The organism is Microbacterium marinilacus, assembly GCF_019753765.1.
Taxonomy (GTDB): Bacteria; Actinomycetota; Actinomycetes; order Actinomycetales; family Microbacteriaceae; genus Microbacterium; species Microbacterium marinilacus.
This window is the reverse complement of sequence record NZ_JAIJZW010000003.1, coordinates 130,044-145,108: the sequence shown is the minus strand read 5'-3', so window position 1 is coordinate 145,108 and position 15,065 is coordinate 130,044. Positions and strand designations below refer to the sequence as shown.

At 73.7% G+C, this 15,065-nt stretch carries 12 protein-coding genes; 3 read left to right on the top strand and 9 right to left on the bottom strand.

The annotated features are described in order from the left end of the window. Positions 1-23 precede the first annotated feature (23 nt). Complete coding sequence (locus K5S26_RS06360) at positions 24-800, top strand: Pr6Pr family membrane protein (protein ID WP_221857073.1); 777 nt, start codon at positions 24-26, stop codon at positions 798-800. Here the strand turns inward: K5S26_RS06360 and K5S26_RS06355 are convergent. Next, positions 768-2,180, bottom strand: a complete 1,413-nt coding sequence (locus K5S26_RS06355) for a flavin monoamine oxidase family protein (protein ID WP_221857402.1) — start codon at positions 2,178-2,180, stop codon at positions 768-770. The genes K5S26_RS06360 and K5S26_RS06355 overlap by 33 nt on opposite strands. 110 nt (positions 2,181-2,290) lie before the next feature. On the opposite strand from K5S26_RS06355, the gene K5S26_RS06350 reads away from it, so the two are divergent. Next, positions 2,291-5,212 (top strand): DEAD/DEAH box helicase family protein, encoded by a 2,922-nt coding sequence (locus K5S26_RS06350; RefSeq protein WP_221857072.1) that lies wholly within the window; start codon positions 2,291-2,293, stop codon positions 5,210-5,212. Between the two features lie 109 nt (positions 5,213-5,321). Here the strand turns inward: K5S26_RS06350 and hxlA are convergent, their stop codons facing one another. Both hxlA and hxlB read right to left on the bottom strand, forming a co-directional pair. Next, positions 5,322-5,960 (bottom strand): 3-hexulose-6-phosphate synthase, encoded by a 639-nt coding sequence (gene hxlA / locus K5S26_RS06345; RefSeq protein WP_221857071.1) that lies wholly within the window; start codon positions 5,958-5,960, stop codon positions 5,322-5,324. A gap of 11 nt (positions 5,961-5,971) precedes the next feature. Next, on the bottom strand, positions 5,972-6,532 hold the full coding sequence (hxlB, locus tag K5S26_RS06340; RefSeq protein WP_221857069.1) for a 6-phospho-3-hexuloisomerase: 561 nt from the start codon (positions 6,530-6,532) through the stop codon (positions 5,972-5,974). 111 nt (positions 6,533-6,643) lie between these two features. Here hxlB and K5S26_RS06335 point away from each other — a divergent pair, with 111 nt between their 5' ends. Continuing rightward, the gene (locus K5S26_RS06335; RefSeq protein WP_308122811.1) at positions 6,644-7,513 is read left to right on the top strand and encodes a helix-turn-helix transcriptional regulator; all 870 of its coding nucleotides are present in this window, start codon (positions 6,644-6,646) and stop codon (positions 7,511-7,513) included. A 14-nt stretch (positions 7,514-7,527) separates the two neighbouring features. Here K5S26_RS06335 and K5S26_RS06330 read toward each other — a convergent pair whose 3' ends face one another. From K5S26_RS06330 to K5S26_RS06305, 6 genes are read right to left on the bottom strand one after another with little or no spacing between them, the layout of a single operon-like run. Further along, positions 7,528-9,168, bottom strand: a complete 1,641-nt coding sequence (locus tag K5S26_RS06330) for a dipeptide ABC transporter ATP-binding protein (RefSeq protein WP_221857065.1) — start codon at positions 9,166-9,168, stop codon at positions 7,528-7,530. Next, positions 9,165-10,034 (bottom strand): ABC transporter permease, encoded by an 870-nt coding sequence (locus K5S26_RS06325; protein ID WP_221857063.1) that lies wholly within the window; start codon positions 10,032-10,034, stop codon positions 9,165-9,167. The genes K5S26_RS06330 and K5S26_RS06325 overlap by 4 nt, the downstream gene beginning before the upstream one ends. Further along, positions 10,031-11,062 (bottom strand): ABC transporter permease, encoded by a 1,032-nt coding sequence (locus tag K5S26_RS06320; RefSeq protein WP_221857061.1) that lies wholly within the window; start codon positions 11,060-11,062, stop codon positions 10,031-10,033. Before K5S26_RS06320 ends, K5S26_RS06325 begins: the two co-directional genes overlap by 4 nt. Further along, positions 11,059-12,663 (bottom strand): ABC transporter substrate-binding protein, encoded by a 1,605-nt coding sequence (locus K5S26_RS06315; protein WP_221857059.1) that lies wholly within the window; start codon positions 12,661-12,663, stop codon positions 11,059-11,061. Before K5S26_RS06315 ends, K5S26_RS06320 begins: the two co-directional genes overlap by 4 nt. 45 nt (positions 12,664-12,708) lie before the next feature. Continuing rightward, positions 12,709-13,998, bottom strand: a complete 1,290-nt coding sequence (locus K5S26_RS06310) for an NtaA/DmoA family FMN-dependent monooxygenase (RefSeq protein ID WP_221857057.1) — start codon at positions 13,996-13,998, stop codon at positions 12,709-12,711. Beyond that, a complete protein-coding gene (locus K5S26_RS06305) occupies positions 13,995-14,981 on the bottom strand; it encodes an LLM class oxidoreductase (protein ID WP_221857055.1) in 987 nt (328 codons plus the stop codon). The genes K5S26_RS06310 and K5S26_RS06305 overlap by 4 nt, the downstream gene beginning before the upstream one ends. Positions 14,982-15,065 lie beyond the last annotated feature (84 nt).

Genomic DNA, 15,065 nt, shown 5'->3' with positions numbered 1-15,065 from the left:
CGAGCTTTCCTAGACTCGATCGAATGGCGCACCCGAGCGCCGGATCGGAGAGCGCCCAGACGGTGACATCACGCCCGAGCCTCAGATGGCAGCGCCTCGCCGCGCTCGACTGGTGGCATCCCGCCGTGACCGGCTGGATCCGCCTGGCCATCGCGGTCGTGTGCGTCGTGGCGCTCGTGCACCGCCTGCTGTGGGGTCTCAGCTCGAACACCATCGCCGGTGCGAACTTCCTGGCGTACCTGACCATGCAGTCGAACATCCTGTTCACGTGCGTCTGGGCGATCTCGGGCTTCGACGCGCTGCACCGCATGACCGACCCGCGCTGGCTCACGATGGCGCGCACGATCGCACTGAGCTGGACGACGACGGCCGGCATCGTGTTCGGGTTCCTCGTCTGGCAGGCGGGGGAACGGGCGATCCGCATCGACGTGCCCTGGTCGGATCAGCTGCTGCACTTCTGGGTGCCGGTGCTGGCCCTGGTCGACTGGGCGTTCGCCGCCGGGCGGCGACCCGCGCCCTGGCGGGTGGTGGGCATCGTGCTCGCATACCCCGTGCTGTGGGGCGGGATCACGATGTGGCGGGGCTCGCTGATCGGCTGGTACCCCTACTACTTCCTCGACCTGCGGCAGGTGAGCGGGCCGGGAGAGTTCCTGCTCACGAGCGCCCTGGCGCTCGGGGTGTTCGCGATCGTCTCGGTCACGCTCGTGCTGCTCAGCCGCCGCCGATTCGCGCGGCGCACGAGGCGCACGAGGCGCAGGCAGCGATCGTCAGCCGGCGGCGGGGGCGAACGCGCTCAGTGAGGCGACGGCGCGGGCGACGACCTCGTCGTCCGAGAGCGCGGCGAGCTCGCGGGCGGCCTCGCCGCCCACGCGCCCGACCAGCACGTTCTCGCCGGTCGCCGGCCGCAGGTTGATCCACGTACGGATCGTCGCGTCGCCGCCGACGACGTGCCAGACGGCGGCGTCGGTCTGCCAGAAGTCGTCGTCGAAGCGCAGCCACACGGTCTCGACGTCGCCCATGCCGAGCGCCGCGATCGCGCCGCGGTGCGCAAACGGCAGCGGCGGCTCGAACTCGATGCCCTCGTCCTTCAGCACTCCGAGCGGCACGGTCAGGACCACGCGGTCGACCGACAGCGCCTCGCCGGTGCCGAGCCGGAGGCTGACGCCGGTGTCGTCGTGCACGACCCCGACGACCGCGGTCTGACGCATCACCTGCAGGTCGGTGAGCGGCATCTCGGCCAGGGGGGCCATGTCCTCGACGACCGCGTCGAGCGCGGGGGCGGGCAGGACCGGCGGATACCAGCTCGACAGCTCGGCGGCGTCGGCGCCCGACGTCGCCGCCAGGTCGGCCAGCAGCGACGCCAGGGCGGGGTCGTCGAGATCGGCGCCGGCCGCCTCGAGCGCGTCGGCGAGCGACTCGTCCGACGCGGCGGTGCCCGCCTGTTCGAGGGCCACCGTGACGGCGTCGGAGGACGGCACCTCGACCTCGCCGTCGGGCGACACGGCGAGCTCGTCGTCGAGCGATGCCGTGCGCAGGCCCAGGACGGTCAGGCGCTGACCGACGTCGCTGCGCACGTCGTCCTCGGTGAGCAGCCACGCGCCGAGCTGGGGGACGACGCCCTCGCCCGGCTCGGCGCCCTCGGGCGCCCAGGTCTCGTCTGACGAGTGCACGCGCCCGCCCACCCGGTCGCGCGCCTCGATCACCACCACGTCGTAGCCGGCCTCCACGAGGCGCCGAGCCGCGATCGCCCCGGCGATGCCGGCGCCGACCACGGCGACCCGCTCGCCGTCGGCCGCCACGTCGATCACCTCGTCGGCGACGCGACGGCCGCTGTCGTACGCGCCGCGCATCGTGCCGGGCGCCTCGGTGTCGGTGGCCTCGCCGGCGAAGAAGAGCCGGCCGTCCACGGGCTGCGCGAGCGCCTCCCGGTCGGCGGGCGAGGCCGTCGGAGGCGTGAAGCTGACAGCGCCGCGCGCGAACGGGTCCTCCGCCCACGCGCTGCGCGCGAACGCCGCCGGCACGATGGCGGAGGCCGTGGGGGGAGGCGTCGACGGCGACGGATCGGGCGCCGTGGTCGTCGGCCCGGGCGGCGTGGGCTGCTCACCCGTGCACGAAGCGAGCAGGACGGCGACGGCGCCGGCGCCGGCGCCGACGAGGAAGGTGCGTCGCGAGATCCCCATCGTCACGCCACCCTATCCTCCGCGCGCGGGGCACGTCGGCGGACGCCGTGAGAAGCACCGGTCCCCGCGCAGCTCGGACCGCGCCAGACGGGCCTCCGTACACTACGGGTATGCAGCCGCCCCCGACGCGCCCGCTCTCTCGCTGGCGCTTCGAGGGCGAGCTGCGGCACTACCAGGCGGACGTGCTCGACCGCGTCGACGTCGACGGCGACGAACCGCTTCACATCGTCGCTCCGCCGGGCTCGGGCAAGACGCTGCTCGGCCTGCTCCTCGCCGCACGGCGGGGGAGCCGGACGCTGGTCCTCGCGCCGACCGTCACCATCCGCGACCAGTGGACGGCCGCCGCCCGGGGTCTCGCCCCGGACGAACGTCACGTGTCGCGTGACCCGCAGCAGCCGGGCGAGCTCACCGCGCTGACCTATCAGGCGCTGAGCGTGCTCGACGCCCGGAATCCGCTCGCCCAGCTCGCCGAGGAGCGCTGGCGGAACGAGCTCGAGGCGGAGGGGCACGCTCCGGACGCCGCGGCCGCCTGGCTCGACCGGCTGCGATCCGGCAACGCCCGGGCGCATGCCTCCGGCATCGCCCGCCGATCGCGCACGCTGCGCCGCCGGATGGCACGGGAGGATCCGGAGACTCTCGCCCGCGCCCTGCACCCCAACGCCCGGGTGTTGATCGACCGCCTCGTCGCACACGGCGTCGAGACGATCGTCCTCGACGAGTGCCACCATCTGCTCGACCACTGGGCCCTCGTCGTCGCGGCGCTGCTCGCCCGGCTGAGGGCGCGGGGGCGACACCCGCTCGTCATCGGGCTCACCGCCACCCTGCCGTCGCCCGACGACGGCGACGCGTACGACAACTACACGGCGCTGCTCGGGGACGTCGACTACGAGGTGCCGGTGCCGGCGGTCGTGCGCGAAGGCAATCTCGCGCCGTATCGGGAGCTCGTGCGATTCGTCGAGCCCACCACGGACGAGCTCGCCTTCCTGCGCGGCCAGGCGACGGGCCTCTCGGTCCTCATCCACCGCACGTTCGCGCAGGGACGCGGAGCGGACTTCGTGGTGCGGGCGCTGCAGCCGGACGCGGCCGACGCGGACGAGCGGTCGCCGCTCGTGCCGCCGCGGGCCGTGGACCCGGTGTCCGACATGGACGCCCGGCTGTCGAAGGCGTTCGCCGACGACTTCGCCGGCGCCGAGGCCGCCGCGGCGATGCTCGCCACCGTCGCGCCGGACCATCCCGTCGTCGCTCGGCTGCCCGCCCCGTCGCGACGCCCTCCGACCACCGACGAGGCGCTGCGCCTGCTCGGCCGCTATGCGCTCCATGACGTGCTGCCCGACCCGGCCGCCGCCGACCGCTGGGAGCGCATCCGTCGGTCCCTCGCCGACTTCGGCTACTCGCTCACGGATCGCGGCCTGCGGCGCACACGCGATCCGATCGACACCATGCTCGCGTCGTCGCTGGCGAAGGACTACGCCGTCTGCGACATCCTCCGCAGCGAACGCGCCGAGCTCGGCGACCGCCTGCGCGCGCTGGTGGTCACGGACTTCACGGAGCACGGCAACCGTCATGGCGGACTGATCAACGGGGCGGGCGCGCTCCGGGCCTTCTCGGTCCTCGCCGCGGATGTCGCGACGGCCGATCTGCGCGTCGCGCTCGTCACCGGCGCGGGAACGCGCATCGCGGCCCGAGACGCGCAGGCATCGCTGCCGCACTGGCGTGCGGCGCTCGGAGTGGCGGTCGCCGCCGAGCCGACTCCCGAAGACCCGGCCGTCCTCGAGATCCGTGCACCCGGAACGGGAACGTCGGCGCATGTGCGAGCGGCGGCCGAGCTGCTCACCCGCGGCCACATCGACGTCGTGGTCGGCACCCGCGGTCTCTTCGGGGAGGGCTGGGGCTGCCCCGCCGTGAACACCCTGATCGACCTGACCGCGGTGGCGACGCCGTCCGCGACCCAGCAGCTGCGGGGGCGGACGCTGCGCCTCGATCCGGCGTGGCCCGAGAAGACCGCGCACAACTGGACGATCACCGCCCTGCTCCCTCCCGGCTTCCCCCTGGATGCCGCGCCCGATCTCGCACGGCTGCGGCGCAAGCACGCGAGGCTCTGGGGGCTGCAGCGCGAGGACTCCGACCGGGTGGTGCGCGGGCTGTCCGCGACGTTCACGGACGAACAGCGACGGCTGCTGACGGCGCCGGAGGCCACCGCGGAACGGCTCAACGGCCTGACGGCGACCGTGCCGCGCGCGACCACGCGGGCACAGTGGCGGATCGGCGACGACTACCTCGACACCGAGGAGGTCAGCGTGCTCGCCCGAAGACGTGCCGGGGAGCCCGTGTTCCGGACGTCCGCTCGCTCGCGGCTCCTCTCCGGGGCGCGCGCCGCCGGGGCGGCATCCGTCGCGATCGGGGGCATCGCCCTCCTGGCGACGGGGGCGGTCGTGGCGGCCGCCGCCGGCGCGGCCCTCGTCGTCGCGGCGCTCGTCTGGGGGCTGCCGTCGGCGCGCGCCTGGTGGCGCGAGCGGCGATACCAGTCCCGCCCCGATGGTCTGTACCGCCGGATCGGCGGGGTGATCGTGGCGGGCTTGCGGCGGTCGGGCAGGGTGACGGGGCGAGACGTGGGGGTCGCGGTCTCGACGACGCCGGGAAGCTCGCCGGGAGAGGAACGCGTCACGGTGACGTTCCCCGGGGCAGGGCTCGCAGACCAACGGGTGCTCGCGCAGGCGATGACGGAGCTGTTCGGTCCGATCGGTGTTCCCCGGTACGTGCTCGAGCTGGGTGTCGACGGACGGCCGCGGATCGAGCGCCGCGCGGGATCGGCGGCGTTCGGACGGGCGCGGTCCCGCCAGTACCTCGCGGTGCCGACGGCGATCGGTCGGCGAGGCGACGACGTCCGCGCGTTCGCCGACGATTGGCGGCGCGAGGTCGGACCGTGCCGGCTGCACGCCCTCGACCGGACCGGGAGCGTCGCGGTCCTCGCTCAGGCGCGTCGGGACGGCGGGACCGCGGAGACGCTCGACGCCCACGACGACTGGCGGTGAGTGCCCAGGAGCGACCCTCGGCGGCGACGTCGGGTTCCGCGGTCTCCATCGTCGCCGCCCGCCGCGCGCACGGCGACGATGGACCGCCCGCGAGGCCGGCTCTCGGCTTTCAGGCCGTGGCGGGCTCCGCGATCGCGGCACGCAGCTCGGCGGCAGCGGCGGCGACGTCGGGGGCGCTGTAGATCGCGCTGCCGGCGACCGCGACGATCGCACCCGCGCTCTGCACAGCGGCGATCGAGGCCGCGTTCACCCCGCCGGCGATGGAGAACGGCACCCCGGAGGCCTCGCCCGCCTCGAGCAGCGTCGAGAAGGTGAAGCCCTCCTCGGCCTGCTCGTCGAGGCCGGCGTGGACCTCGACGAAGTCCGCGCCGAGCGCGACGACCTCGCGGGCGCGCGCGGCCTTGTCGGTCACGCCGATCAGGTCGACGACCACGCCCTTGCCGTGCCGTCGGGCCGCGGCGACGGAGCCGACGATGGTGGAGTCCCCGGCGACGCCGAGGACGGTCACCAGGTCGGCGCCGGCGGCGAAGGCCAGCTCGGCCTCGAGCTCTCCGGCGTCCATCGTCTTCAGGTCGGCGAACACCGTCTTGTCGGGATGGGCCTCCTTGATGGCGGAGACGGCGGCGACGCCGGCGCTCTTGATCAGCGGCGTCCCCAGCTCGAGGATGTCGACGTGCGGCGCGGCCTTCGCCGCGAGCCCGAGCGCTGCCTCGATGGTGAGGGTGTCGATGGCGAACTGGAGCTGCATGGGGGTGCCTTTCATTCGAGGTTGGCGTGGCGGGACCACAGGTCGTCGGCGGAGCGTCCGCTCCGCGTCCAGAGCGCGTGGAAGACGGCGTCGCCGAGCAGGACGAGGGCCTGCTCGAACCTGCTGCCGGCGTACTGCGCGGAGGCGCCGCCCGAGCGATCGGTCTTGGTCGCCGCGGGGATGACGAGGGTGACGACGGCCAGCTCGCTGAGCGGCGACTCGTCGGTCGTGGACACCGCCAGCACGTGGGCTCCGGCGTCGGACGCGGTACGCGCGGCCTGCACCACGCCGGTGGTCGTGCCCGACCCGCTGGCGACGAGCAGCGCGTCGCCGGCTCGGATCGCCGGGGCGGTGACCTCGCCGACGACGTGGACGTCGAGTCCCAGGTGCATGAGGCGCATGGCGGTCATCCGCAGTGCGAGCCCCGACCGGCCGGCGCCGTGCACGAAGACGCGGTCGGCCCGGTCGAGCAGGTCGAGGAAAGCCGCGCCGTCGCGCGCGACGCGGCCCGGCAGGTCGCCCGCCTCGCGGACGACGAGGTCGACGGCGTCGGCGAGAGTCGTGAGGGGCATGTCCTCGATCGTGACGCGTGCGCCTCGTGCGCGCCGCTACCCGACACGGCGGGCTTCCCACCCGATCGGATGATCCCACCCGATCGGGGGCTCGACCGTACGATGGATCTCGTGGCGCAGACCGCGAAGGACGCCGAGGCCGAGGCAGCAGGCGCACCGGACGATCCGGCCGGGCGCCTCGCGTTGGCCGATCTCTCCCGCGCCCTCGGCGACCAGGCTGACCGCCATGCGCTCACGCTGGAGTCGATACTCGCCGTGCTGCGTTCCCCCCGACTGAGCGACACCGCCGCTCGCGCCGAGGCCGTCGACGTCGCCTCCGCAGCACTGGTCCATCTGCGGACGGCGACGGATCAGCACCGCGTCGCGCTGCTCGAGCCGGTCTCCGGAGCGTTCTCGCGCCTGCGCGCCGACCTCCGACCGCTCGTCCGGTTCGGTGACATCGACGTGCAGTTCGTCGAGCCGCCCGCCACCGGTCGAGCGCTGCCGGGAGCGATCGCGCGCAGCGCTCGTGCGATCGTCCGCGCCGCAGTGCTCGCGCTCGTCGATGCGGGCGCCGCGCGACGGGTCCGGATCCAGTGGGACTGCGACGGCCGTAACCTGCTCATGCAGTTGCGCGATGACGGTGCGGGCACGCTCGACGCGCATGACGACGCGTTACGCCCCATCGCCGAACGGGTCGTGGCGCTGGACGGCAGCCTGGGCGTGGAGTCGACATCGGGTTGGGGATCGGTGCTCGACATCACGATCCCGCTCGATCCCCCTCCGGGGGCCGCCGCGGCCGGCGACGACTCCGATCTCACCCCGCGCGAGCTCGACGTGCTGCGACTGCTGTCCACGGGGATCGGCAATCGCGAGATCGCCGAGGGGCTCGGCATCAGCCTCAACACGGTGAAGTACCACGTGGCGAACCTCCTGCGGAAGCATGGCGCCCGCACCCGTACCGAGCTCGCCGCGTTCCACGCGGCTGCTCCGTCCCGCTGACGTTCGGGTCCGGCTCACGCGTTCTCGCGGAGGCGGCGCCCTGGGCTCGCGGCCAGCAGGGCGCGCGTGTACGGGTGCTCGGGGGTCTGGAGCACCCGCGACGCCGGGCCGCGCTCGACGAACTCGCCGCGGTGCATCACGATCACCTCGTCGGAGATCTGCCGCACCACCGCGAGGTCGTGCGAGATGAACAGGTAGGCGAGTCCGCGCTCGTCCTGCAGCTGGATCAGCAGCTCGAGGATCTGCTCCTGCACGCTCACGTCCAGCGCCGACACCGGCTCGTCGAGCACCACCAGCTCGGGGCCCAGCGCCAGCGCCCGCGCGATCGCCACCCGCTGCCGCTGGCCGCCGGAGAGCTCCCGCGGCGTGCGATCGGCGAGGTGCGGGTCGAGCCCGACGGCCTCGAGCAGATCGGAGACGGCGCCGCGTCGCTCGGCCGACGTGCCGACGCCGTGGGCTCTCAGGGGCTCGGCCACGATGTCCGCGATGCGGAACTGCGGATGCAGCGACGCGTACGGGTTCTGGTACACCATCTGCGCGACGCGGCTCAGCCTCTTGAGGCCGCCGCGGCCGAGCGCGTGCGGGTCGATCGTCTCGCCGGCACCGGATCGGATCGCGACGGCGCCGGTCGTCGGACGCTCGAGCCCCAGCACCAGCCGCGCCAGCGTCGACTTGCCCGACCCCGACTGGCCGACCACGCTCAACGTGGTGCCGCGCGCGAGGTCGAGGCTCGCGTCCGCGACCGCCACGGTGTCGCCGCCGCGCCCGTGTCCTTCGAACACCTTCCGGACGCCCCGCACCTCCACGATCGGGGCGGGTTCGGCGCTGGTCGCAGCCCGGCGCTCCGTCACCGACGCCCGTGGCCTCGGCTCGACGAGGCTGGGCGCCGAGCGCACGAGCCGCCGCGTGTACTCCTCCTGCGGATCGCGGAAGACCTCGAGCGTCTCGCCGGTCTCGACGACCCGGCCGCCGCGCATGACGACGATCCGGTCGGAACGGTCGAGCGCGACGCCGAGGTCGTGGGTGATCAGGACGAGGCTCGCGCCCGAGTCCCGCACGAGCCCGGCGAGGTGGTCGAGCACGTGCTTCTGGGTCGTGACGTCGAGCGCGCTGGTCGGCTCGTCGGCGATGATCAGGCCGGGGTCGCCGGCGATCGCGATCGCGATGAGCACCCGCTGGCACGTGCCGCCCGACAGCTGGTGCGGGTAGAGCGACAGGTAGCGCTCGGGCTGCTCGATGCCGGCGGTGCGCAGCAGCTCCTCGGCGCGCGGGGCGCGCTCCCGGCGGGGCACGCCGTTGAGCCCCAGTGCCTCCTGCACCTGCGCGCCGATGGTCTGGACCGGGTCGAGCGAGCCCGCCGGGTCCTGGGGGATGAAGCCGATGCGGCGACCGCGGATGCGGGACCATGCCCGGTCGCCGAGGCGCGACACGTCCTGTCCCTGCAGCCGGTACGCGTCCTGGCGCACCTTCGCCTCCGGCCCGAGCAGGCCCAGCAGCCGCGCGACCAGCGTGGACTTGCCCGAGCCGGACTCGCCCACGATCGCGACGGTCTCGCCGGGGCGCACCTCGAGCGACACGTCGCGGTTCGCCGGCACCTCGCCGTGCCGCGCGCTGTAGGTCACGTCGAGGCTCTCGAGGGTCAGCAGCGTGGTCATCGGCGTCCTCCTTGGATCGCGCGGGAGAGCTGGTTGGCGCTCAGGACGACGGCGACGATCACCAGGCCGGGGAACGTCGTGAGCCACCAGGCGGTCGCGAGGTAGTCGCGCCCCTCGGCGACGAGCAGCCCCCACTCGGGCGCGGGCGGCGGCTGACCGAAGCCGAGGAAGCTCAGCGTCGAGACGGCGATCACCGCCGAGCCGAACTCGAGAACGCCCAACGCGACGACGGGCTTCAGGGCGAGGGGCAGCAGGTAGCGCCAGAGGATCCGCCACGGGCTCACGCCCACCCACCGCGCCGCCTCGGCGAAGACGGACGTGCGCCACCGGATCACCTCGCCCCGCGCCAGGCGGGCGAACGACGCGGTGGCCGCGATCCCGACGGCGATGGCGATGTTGGTGGTCCCGAAGCCGAGCGCCGTGACGACGCCCATCGCGAGCAGCAGGCCGGGGATCGACATGACGATGTCGACGACCCGCATCAGCACCGCGTCGACGACCCCGCCGACGAAGCCGGCGCCCACGCCGATGGCCGAGCCCGCCGCGAACGCGATGAGCACCGCCAGCAGCGTCGCGTACAGCGACAGCGCCGAGCCGTGGATCGTGCGGGCCAGGACGTCCCGCCCCAGGTGATCGGTGCCGAAGGGATGAGCCGCCGACGGCGGCTGCAGCATGTTGGGGGTGTCGGGCAGGATCGGGTCGACCGCCGTGAACAGGCCCGGGAAGAGCGCCCAGAGCACGGCCGTTCCCAGCACGATCGCCGCGATCGCCGTGGCCACGCCGCCCGGCAGGCGCAGCCGGCGGGCGGCACGGCGCTCCTGCGGCGCTGCAGCGGCCCCCGCTCCGAGCTGTTCCGTCGCGGTCATGCGGCCTCCTCCGCCGGTCGGGGCGCTCGCGAGCGGGCACGGCGCATGCGCGGGTCGATGACGGGATAGAGCAGGTCGACCGCGAGGCTCGTGAGCACGAAGACCGCGGCGGCGAACACCACGATGACCTGCACGAGCGGCAGGTCCTGGTTCTGCACGCCCATCTGCGCGAGCCGGCCGATCCCCTCGCGGGTGAACACGGTCTCGACGACGACCGTGCCGGAGAGGAAGTTGCCGGCGACGACGCCGGCCAGCGACAGCGCGGGGATCACCGCGTTGCGCAGGCCGTGCCGCAGCAGCAGCCCGAGCCGGGTCAGCCCCTTGCCCTGCAGGGCGAGGACGAACGGTTGGCGCCAGATGTCCTCGAGCGAGCGCAGCAGCACCTGGGCGATGAGGGCGCTGTTGGGCACCGCCAGCGTGAGGGCAGGCAGGATCAGCGTCTCGAGGCCGCCGTTGCCCATGGCGGGCAGCCAGCCGAGCCCGAACGAGAACGTCTGCAGCAGCAGCAGTCCGATCCAGAACGTGGGGACCGCGACGCCGAGCGCCGGCAGCCCCGCCAGCACGGTGGCGAGCCACGGCGAGCGCGCGTAGACGGCGCTCAGGGCGACGACCGTTCCGATGACGAGGCTCAGCGCGAGGGCGAGCAGCGACAGCTGCAGCGTCTGCGGCAGGGCGGCGGCGAGCATGCCGACGACGTCCTGCCCCGTCATGATCGACGTGCCGAAGTCGAGCCGCACGGCGCCCCACAGCGCCAGCGCGTACTGCACGAGGACGGGCTTGTCGAGGTTGTACTCGGCGCGCAGCGCGGCGATGTCCTCCTCGCTGACGTTGCCGGCGTCGCCGCCCGGGCCGCCGGCGACGAGGATCGAGATCGCGTCGCCGGGCAGCAGGTAGGTGATGATGAAGCTGACCGTGAAGGCCCCCCACAGCACCAGCACCCCCTGCCCCAGGCGACGTGTCAGGTAGCCCAGGGCGGAGGTGTCGGCGCGGCGGGGAGCCCGCACGGCCTGCGTGTCGGCAGCCGTCATTCAGTCAGCCAGGTGTCGTAGTACTTCTGGCGCGCGGTGGCGTCGAACGCGAAGCCCTCGACGTCCTTGCCCGTGCCGATCACGGCGAGCGTCTCCACCATCGGGATGGCGTAGCCCTCCTCGAGCAGCGCGCGCGACACGTCGCCCGTGAGCAGCTCGGCGCGCGCGGTCTCGTCGACGACGGCCAGCGTGTCCGCCAGCTCCTGGTCGAGGGGCACCGAATCCTCGCGCTGGTTGGTGTTCTGCTGGTCGATCGAGTGGATCGTGCGGATGATGTCCGCGTCGGCGCGCGTGAGGTTGCCGGTGATGATCTGGTACTCGCCGTTCTCGAGGATCGCCGAGCGCTCCGAGAACGTCACGGTCTGGATCTCGGCGTCGATGCCGACGCGGGCGAGGTGCGCCTGGATCAGCTCGGTGTAGTTGTACTTGTAGTAGTCGGTGATCCGCACCTTCAGCGGCTGGCCGTCCTTCTCGCGGACGCCGTCCGCGCCGAGCTCCCAGCCCGCCTCGTCGAGGAGCTCGCCCGCGAGCTCGGGGTCGTAGGCGAGCAGGTCCTCCTGCGACTGGTAGCCGGGCGTCGAGCTCGACACCGTGTTCGTGGCGGGCTCCTGCTCCTCGAACACGACGGAGGCGAGCTCCTCGCGATCGAGCGCGTGGGTGATCGCCTGGCGCACGCGGACGTCGTCGAGCGGCTCCTGGGTCACGTTGATCCAGAGGTTGGTCGGCGCGCCGGGGTTCGAGTACGTGTGCACGGGGAAGCCCTGCGCGTCGAGCGTCGCGCGGTCCTGCACGCTGACGCCGGAGTTGACGTCGATCTGGCCGGACTGCAGGCTGCCGTTGCGCACGGACGCCTCGGGCATCACCACGAACGTGAGCCCCTCGAGGTACGCCGGGCCCTGGTGGGCGGTGATCTGCTCGGGCGCCCAGTCGTAGTCGTCGTTGCGCACCAGCTCGACCGTCGTGTTGCCGGTGTACGCCTCGAACGCGAACGGCCCCGTGCCGATGACGTCGCCCTGGCAGCGCTCCTCGGCGCTCAGCGCGAGGGTGGCGTCGGCGTAGAAGCCGAGGGTGGTCGTGGACGTCGCCTGCAGGAACTGGGCGTTCGGCCCCTCGAACGCGATGCGCACGGTGTGGTCGTCGACCGCCTCGATCTCCTTCAGGCCGTCGACGTACGTCTGCCCCAGGCTCGAGCGGGCGCCGAGGTTGGCGATGCCCTCGAGGTTGGCCTTCACCGACTGCGCGGTGAAGGGGGTGCCGTCGTGGAACGTGACGCCATCGCGCAGGTGGAACGTGAACTCGCTCGCGTCGTCGCTGATGTCCCAGCTCTCGGCGAGGTGCGGCACGATCTCGCCCGTCTCCGGGTCCTGCGCGGTGAGACCGTCGAGGATCTGCGAGGCGATGTTGAGCTCCCCGCCGCGCGCCTGCTGCCCGTCGAGGCAGCTGTAGTCGGCGCTCATGGCGATCTGCAGGACGCCTCCCGAGCGCGGCTCCTCCCCCGCGGCGGCCTCGCCGCCGGCGTCGGGATCGGCGCCCGCGGCGCATCCGGTCAGCAGCAGCACGGAGGCCGCGGCGAGCGCGAGAGCGGTGCGTGTTCTCGTCATGTCGGTTCCTTTCGTCCGGCCGTCGGCCGTGCGGTGTCGGGTGGGTCAGGGGCGCGGCGCATCGGACCACCGGTGACCGTGGTCGCGCAGCCGCTGCCGCAGCGTCGTCTCGGCGTACTCACGGCGGAACAGCCCGCGCTCCTGCAGGATCGGCACGACCTCGTCGACGAAGGTCGCCAGCCCTCGCGGGAACTCGTCCGCCATCAGGTTGAAGCCGTCGGCGGCTCCGGCGCGGAACCACTCCTCGATCGAGTCGGCCACCTGTTCGGGCGTGCCGACGATGATGCGGGCGCCGTAGCCGCCGAAGCCGCGCAGCACGTCGCGCAGGCTGGTGTTGTGGCGGCGCACCCACCGCACGATGCCCTGCTGGTACGACAGCGAGCGCGGGAAGGTGACCGGGTCGACCTCGCGGTCGAGGATCGAGTCGGGCACCGGGGCGTCCGGGTCGACGTGCTTGATCTCGGGGCCGAGGTACTCGGCGAGCGTGTCGAGGGTGAGCCCGTCCGGCGCGAGCGCCTCGAGGTCGTCGTAGCGGCGCCGGGCCTCCTCCTCGGTGGAGCCCAGGACGAACGACAGGCCCGGGATGATCTTGACGTCGTCGGGGTGCCGGCCCTGTCGACGCGCCTCCTCCTTGACCGCGCGGTAGTTCTCTATCGCGACGTCCAGCAGCAGCTCGACCGAGAAGACGGCGTCCGCCGTCGCGCCGGCGAGCGCGCGGCCGTCGGGGGACCCGCCCGCCTGGAAGACCCCGGGGTGCCCCTGTGCCGACGGCGGGACGTCCAGGCGTCCCTCCAGCTGGAAGAACTCGCCGTCGTGACGCACGGCCTCGCCGCTGGCCGCCGACTCCCAGAGGCTGCGCACGACGTGCGCGAACTCGCGGGCCCGCCGGTAGCGCGTGGGCCGGTCGGGGTTCGACTCGACGCCGAAGTTGCGCGACACCTCGGTGGCGTACGTCGTCACCGCGTTCCAGGCCAGGCGCCCTCCGGTGATGACGTCGAGGCTGAGCAGCCGCTCGGCGAGGTCGTACGGGTCGTTGTAGGTGGTGGAGGCGGAGCCGACGAGACCGAGGTGCTCGGTGGCCTCGGCGATCGCCTCGAGCGCGAGGAACGGCTCGACCAGGCCCAGCGGGCGCAGGTTGGTGTTTCCGGCTGCCGGGCGGTCGGCGAAGAACACGGCGTCGAGGCGGCCGCGCTCGGCGATGCGGCCCAGCTCGGCCCAGAAGCCGGGCGTGGTCAGCTCGGTGCCGTCGACGTCCTGGGTGCGCCAGGCGGCCGGCCGCTGGCCGAAGCCCTGCAGGTTGACGTTGAGGATGAGCGTGCGGTCGGTGTCCGTCATGAGAGCGCCTTGTTCGGGAATGCCGGGGTGAAGCGCTCGAGGCGCAGGCTGCGCGGTGCGAGCCCGAGGCGCTCGCGGAGCGTGCCGCGCGCGACGGGGGCGGCGGCCGCGCCGTGCGCCGCCAGGGCCGCGACGACGGCGGGGAGCTGCTGGGTGGCGTCGACCCGCACGAGCGCGCCGGAGAAGCCCGCCGGCGGCGTGGATCGCCAGGCCTCGAGGTCGTCGACGCCGACCTCGGCGATGCGCGGGACGGCGTCGCCGGCGCCGCCGGCGTGCGCGTCCGCGTGCGTGTCCGCTCCCGCCTCCGTGATCAGCAGCTCGGCCGCCGGCGCGACCGGCTCGTCCGCACCGTCGTGGAAGTCGGCGCGCCAGCCGAGCACGGGCTCTCCCTGCACGCTGGACGGGGTGCCCAGGGGGCCCGCGACGTCGTACGCGCCGCGGTGGTGCACGCGAAGGATCCGCGACGAGTCGGAGAACACCCCCGCCTCCTTGTCGGCGACGATCGCATCACGGGGCCAGCTGTTCCACAGCTCGCGGAGGACCTCGGCGAACTCGGCCGCGAGCTCCGGGCCGATCGGCGCATCCGACCACGGCGTGGACCGCCGCCCGCCGGGCGCGCCCCGTCGGTCGCGGGCGCCGACGACGATGCCGATCCGGCCGGCGGTGAACAGGTCGAGCGTCGCCGCCCGACGGGCCAGGTTGTAGGGGTGCTCGACGTCCGGGCCGGCGGCGATCAGCGCCGCGGCGTCGGGCAGGCGGGCGAGCAGCCGCTGGGCCGCGAACAGCGGGTCGAGCCGCGCGGCGCCGTCACGCGGCGGACGGAAGCGGTCGCCTCCGAGATGCAGGATGCCGGCGGCGGTGGACCCGACGACGTCGCCGAGCGCCGCGGGCGGGTCGTCTCGGACCGCATCGAGCGCGACGTCGTCGCTCAGCGAGACGCCGACCACCGGCGGCGCGACGTCGGGTGTCACGGCATGCGTCATGGAGGGCCCCTTCGACTCTCGGTCGAATCCGATCTAAGGGGGCGGGGCGGCGCCGGACACGTTCGGTTTCAGACCGTGAAGAAG

Coding starts and splice junctions, on each gene's coding strand:
- K5S26_RS06355 (WP_221857402.1), bottom strand. CDS start 2,180: ATGGGGATCTCGCGACGCACCTTCCTCGTCGGCGCCGGCGCCGGCGCC.
- hxlA (WP_221857071.1), bottom strand. CDS start 5,960: ATGCAGCTCCAGTTCGCCATCGACACCCTCACCATCGAGGCAGCGCTC.
- hxlB (WP_221857069.1), bottom strand. CDS start 6,532: ATGCCCCTCACGACTCTCGCCGACGCCGTCGACCTCGTCGTCCGCGAG.
- K5S26_RS06320 (WP_221857061.1), bottom strand. CDS start 11,062: ATGACGGCTGCCGACACGCAGGCCGTGCGGGCTCCCCGCCGCGCCGAC.
- K5S26_RS06315 (WP_221857059.1), bottom strand. CDS start 12,663: ATGACGAGAACACGCACCGCTCTCGCGCTCGCCGCGGCCTCCGTGCTG.
- K5S26_RS06350 (WP_221857072.1), top strand. CDS start 2,291: ATGCAGCCGCCCCCGACGCGCCCGCTCTCTCGCTGGCGCTTCGAGGGC.
- K5S26_RS06310 (WP_221857057.1), bottom strand. CDS start 13,998: ATGACGGACACCGACCGCACGCTCATCCTCAACGTCAACCTGCAGGGC.
- K5S26_RS06330 (WP_221857065.1), bottom strand. CDS start 9,168: ATGACCACGCTGCTGACCCTCGAGAGCCTCGACGTGACCTACAGCGCG.
- K5S26_RS06325 (WP_221857063.1), bottom strand. CDS start 10,034: ATGACCGCGACGGAACAGCTCGGAGCGGGGGCCGCTGCAGCGCCGCAG.
- K5S26_RS06305 (WP_221857055.1), bottom strand. CDS start 14,981: ATGACGCATGCCGTGACACCCGACGTCGCGCCGCCGGTGGTCGGCGTC.
- K5S26_RS06360 (WP_221857073.1), top strand. CDS start 24: ATGGCGCACCCGAGCGCCGGATCGGAGAGCGCCCAGACGGTGACATCA.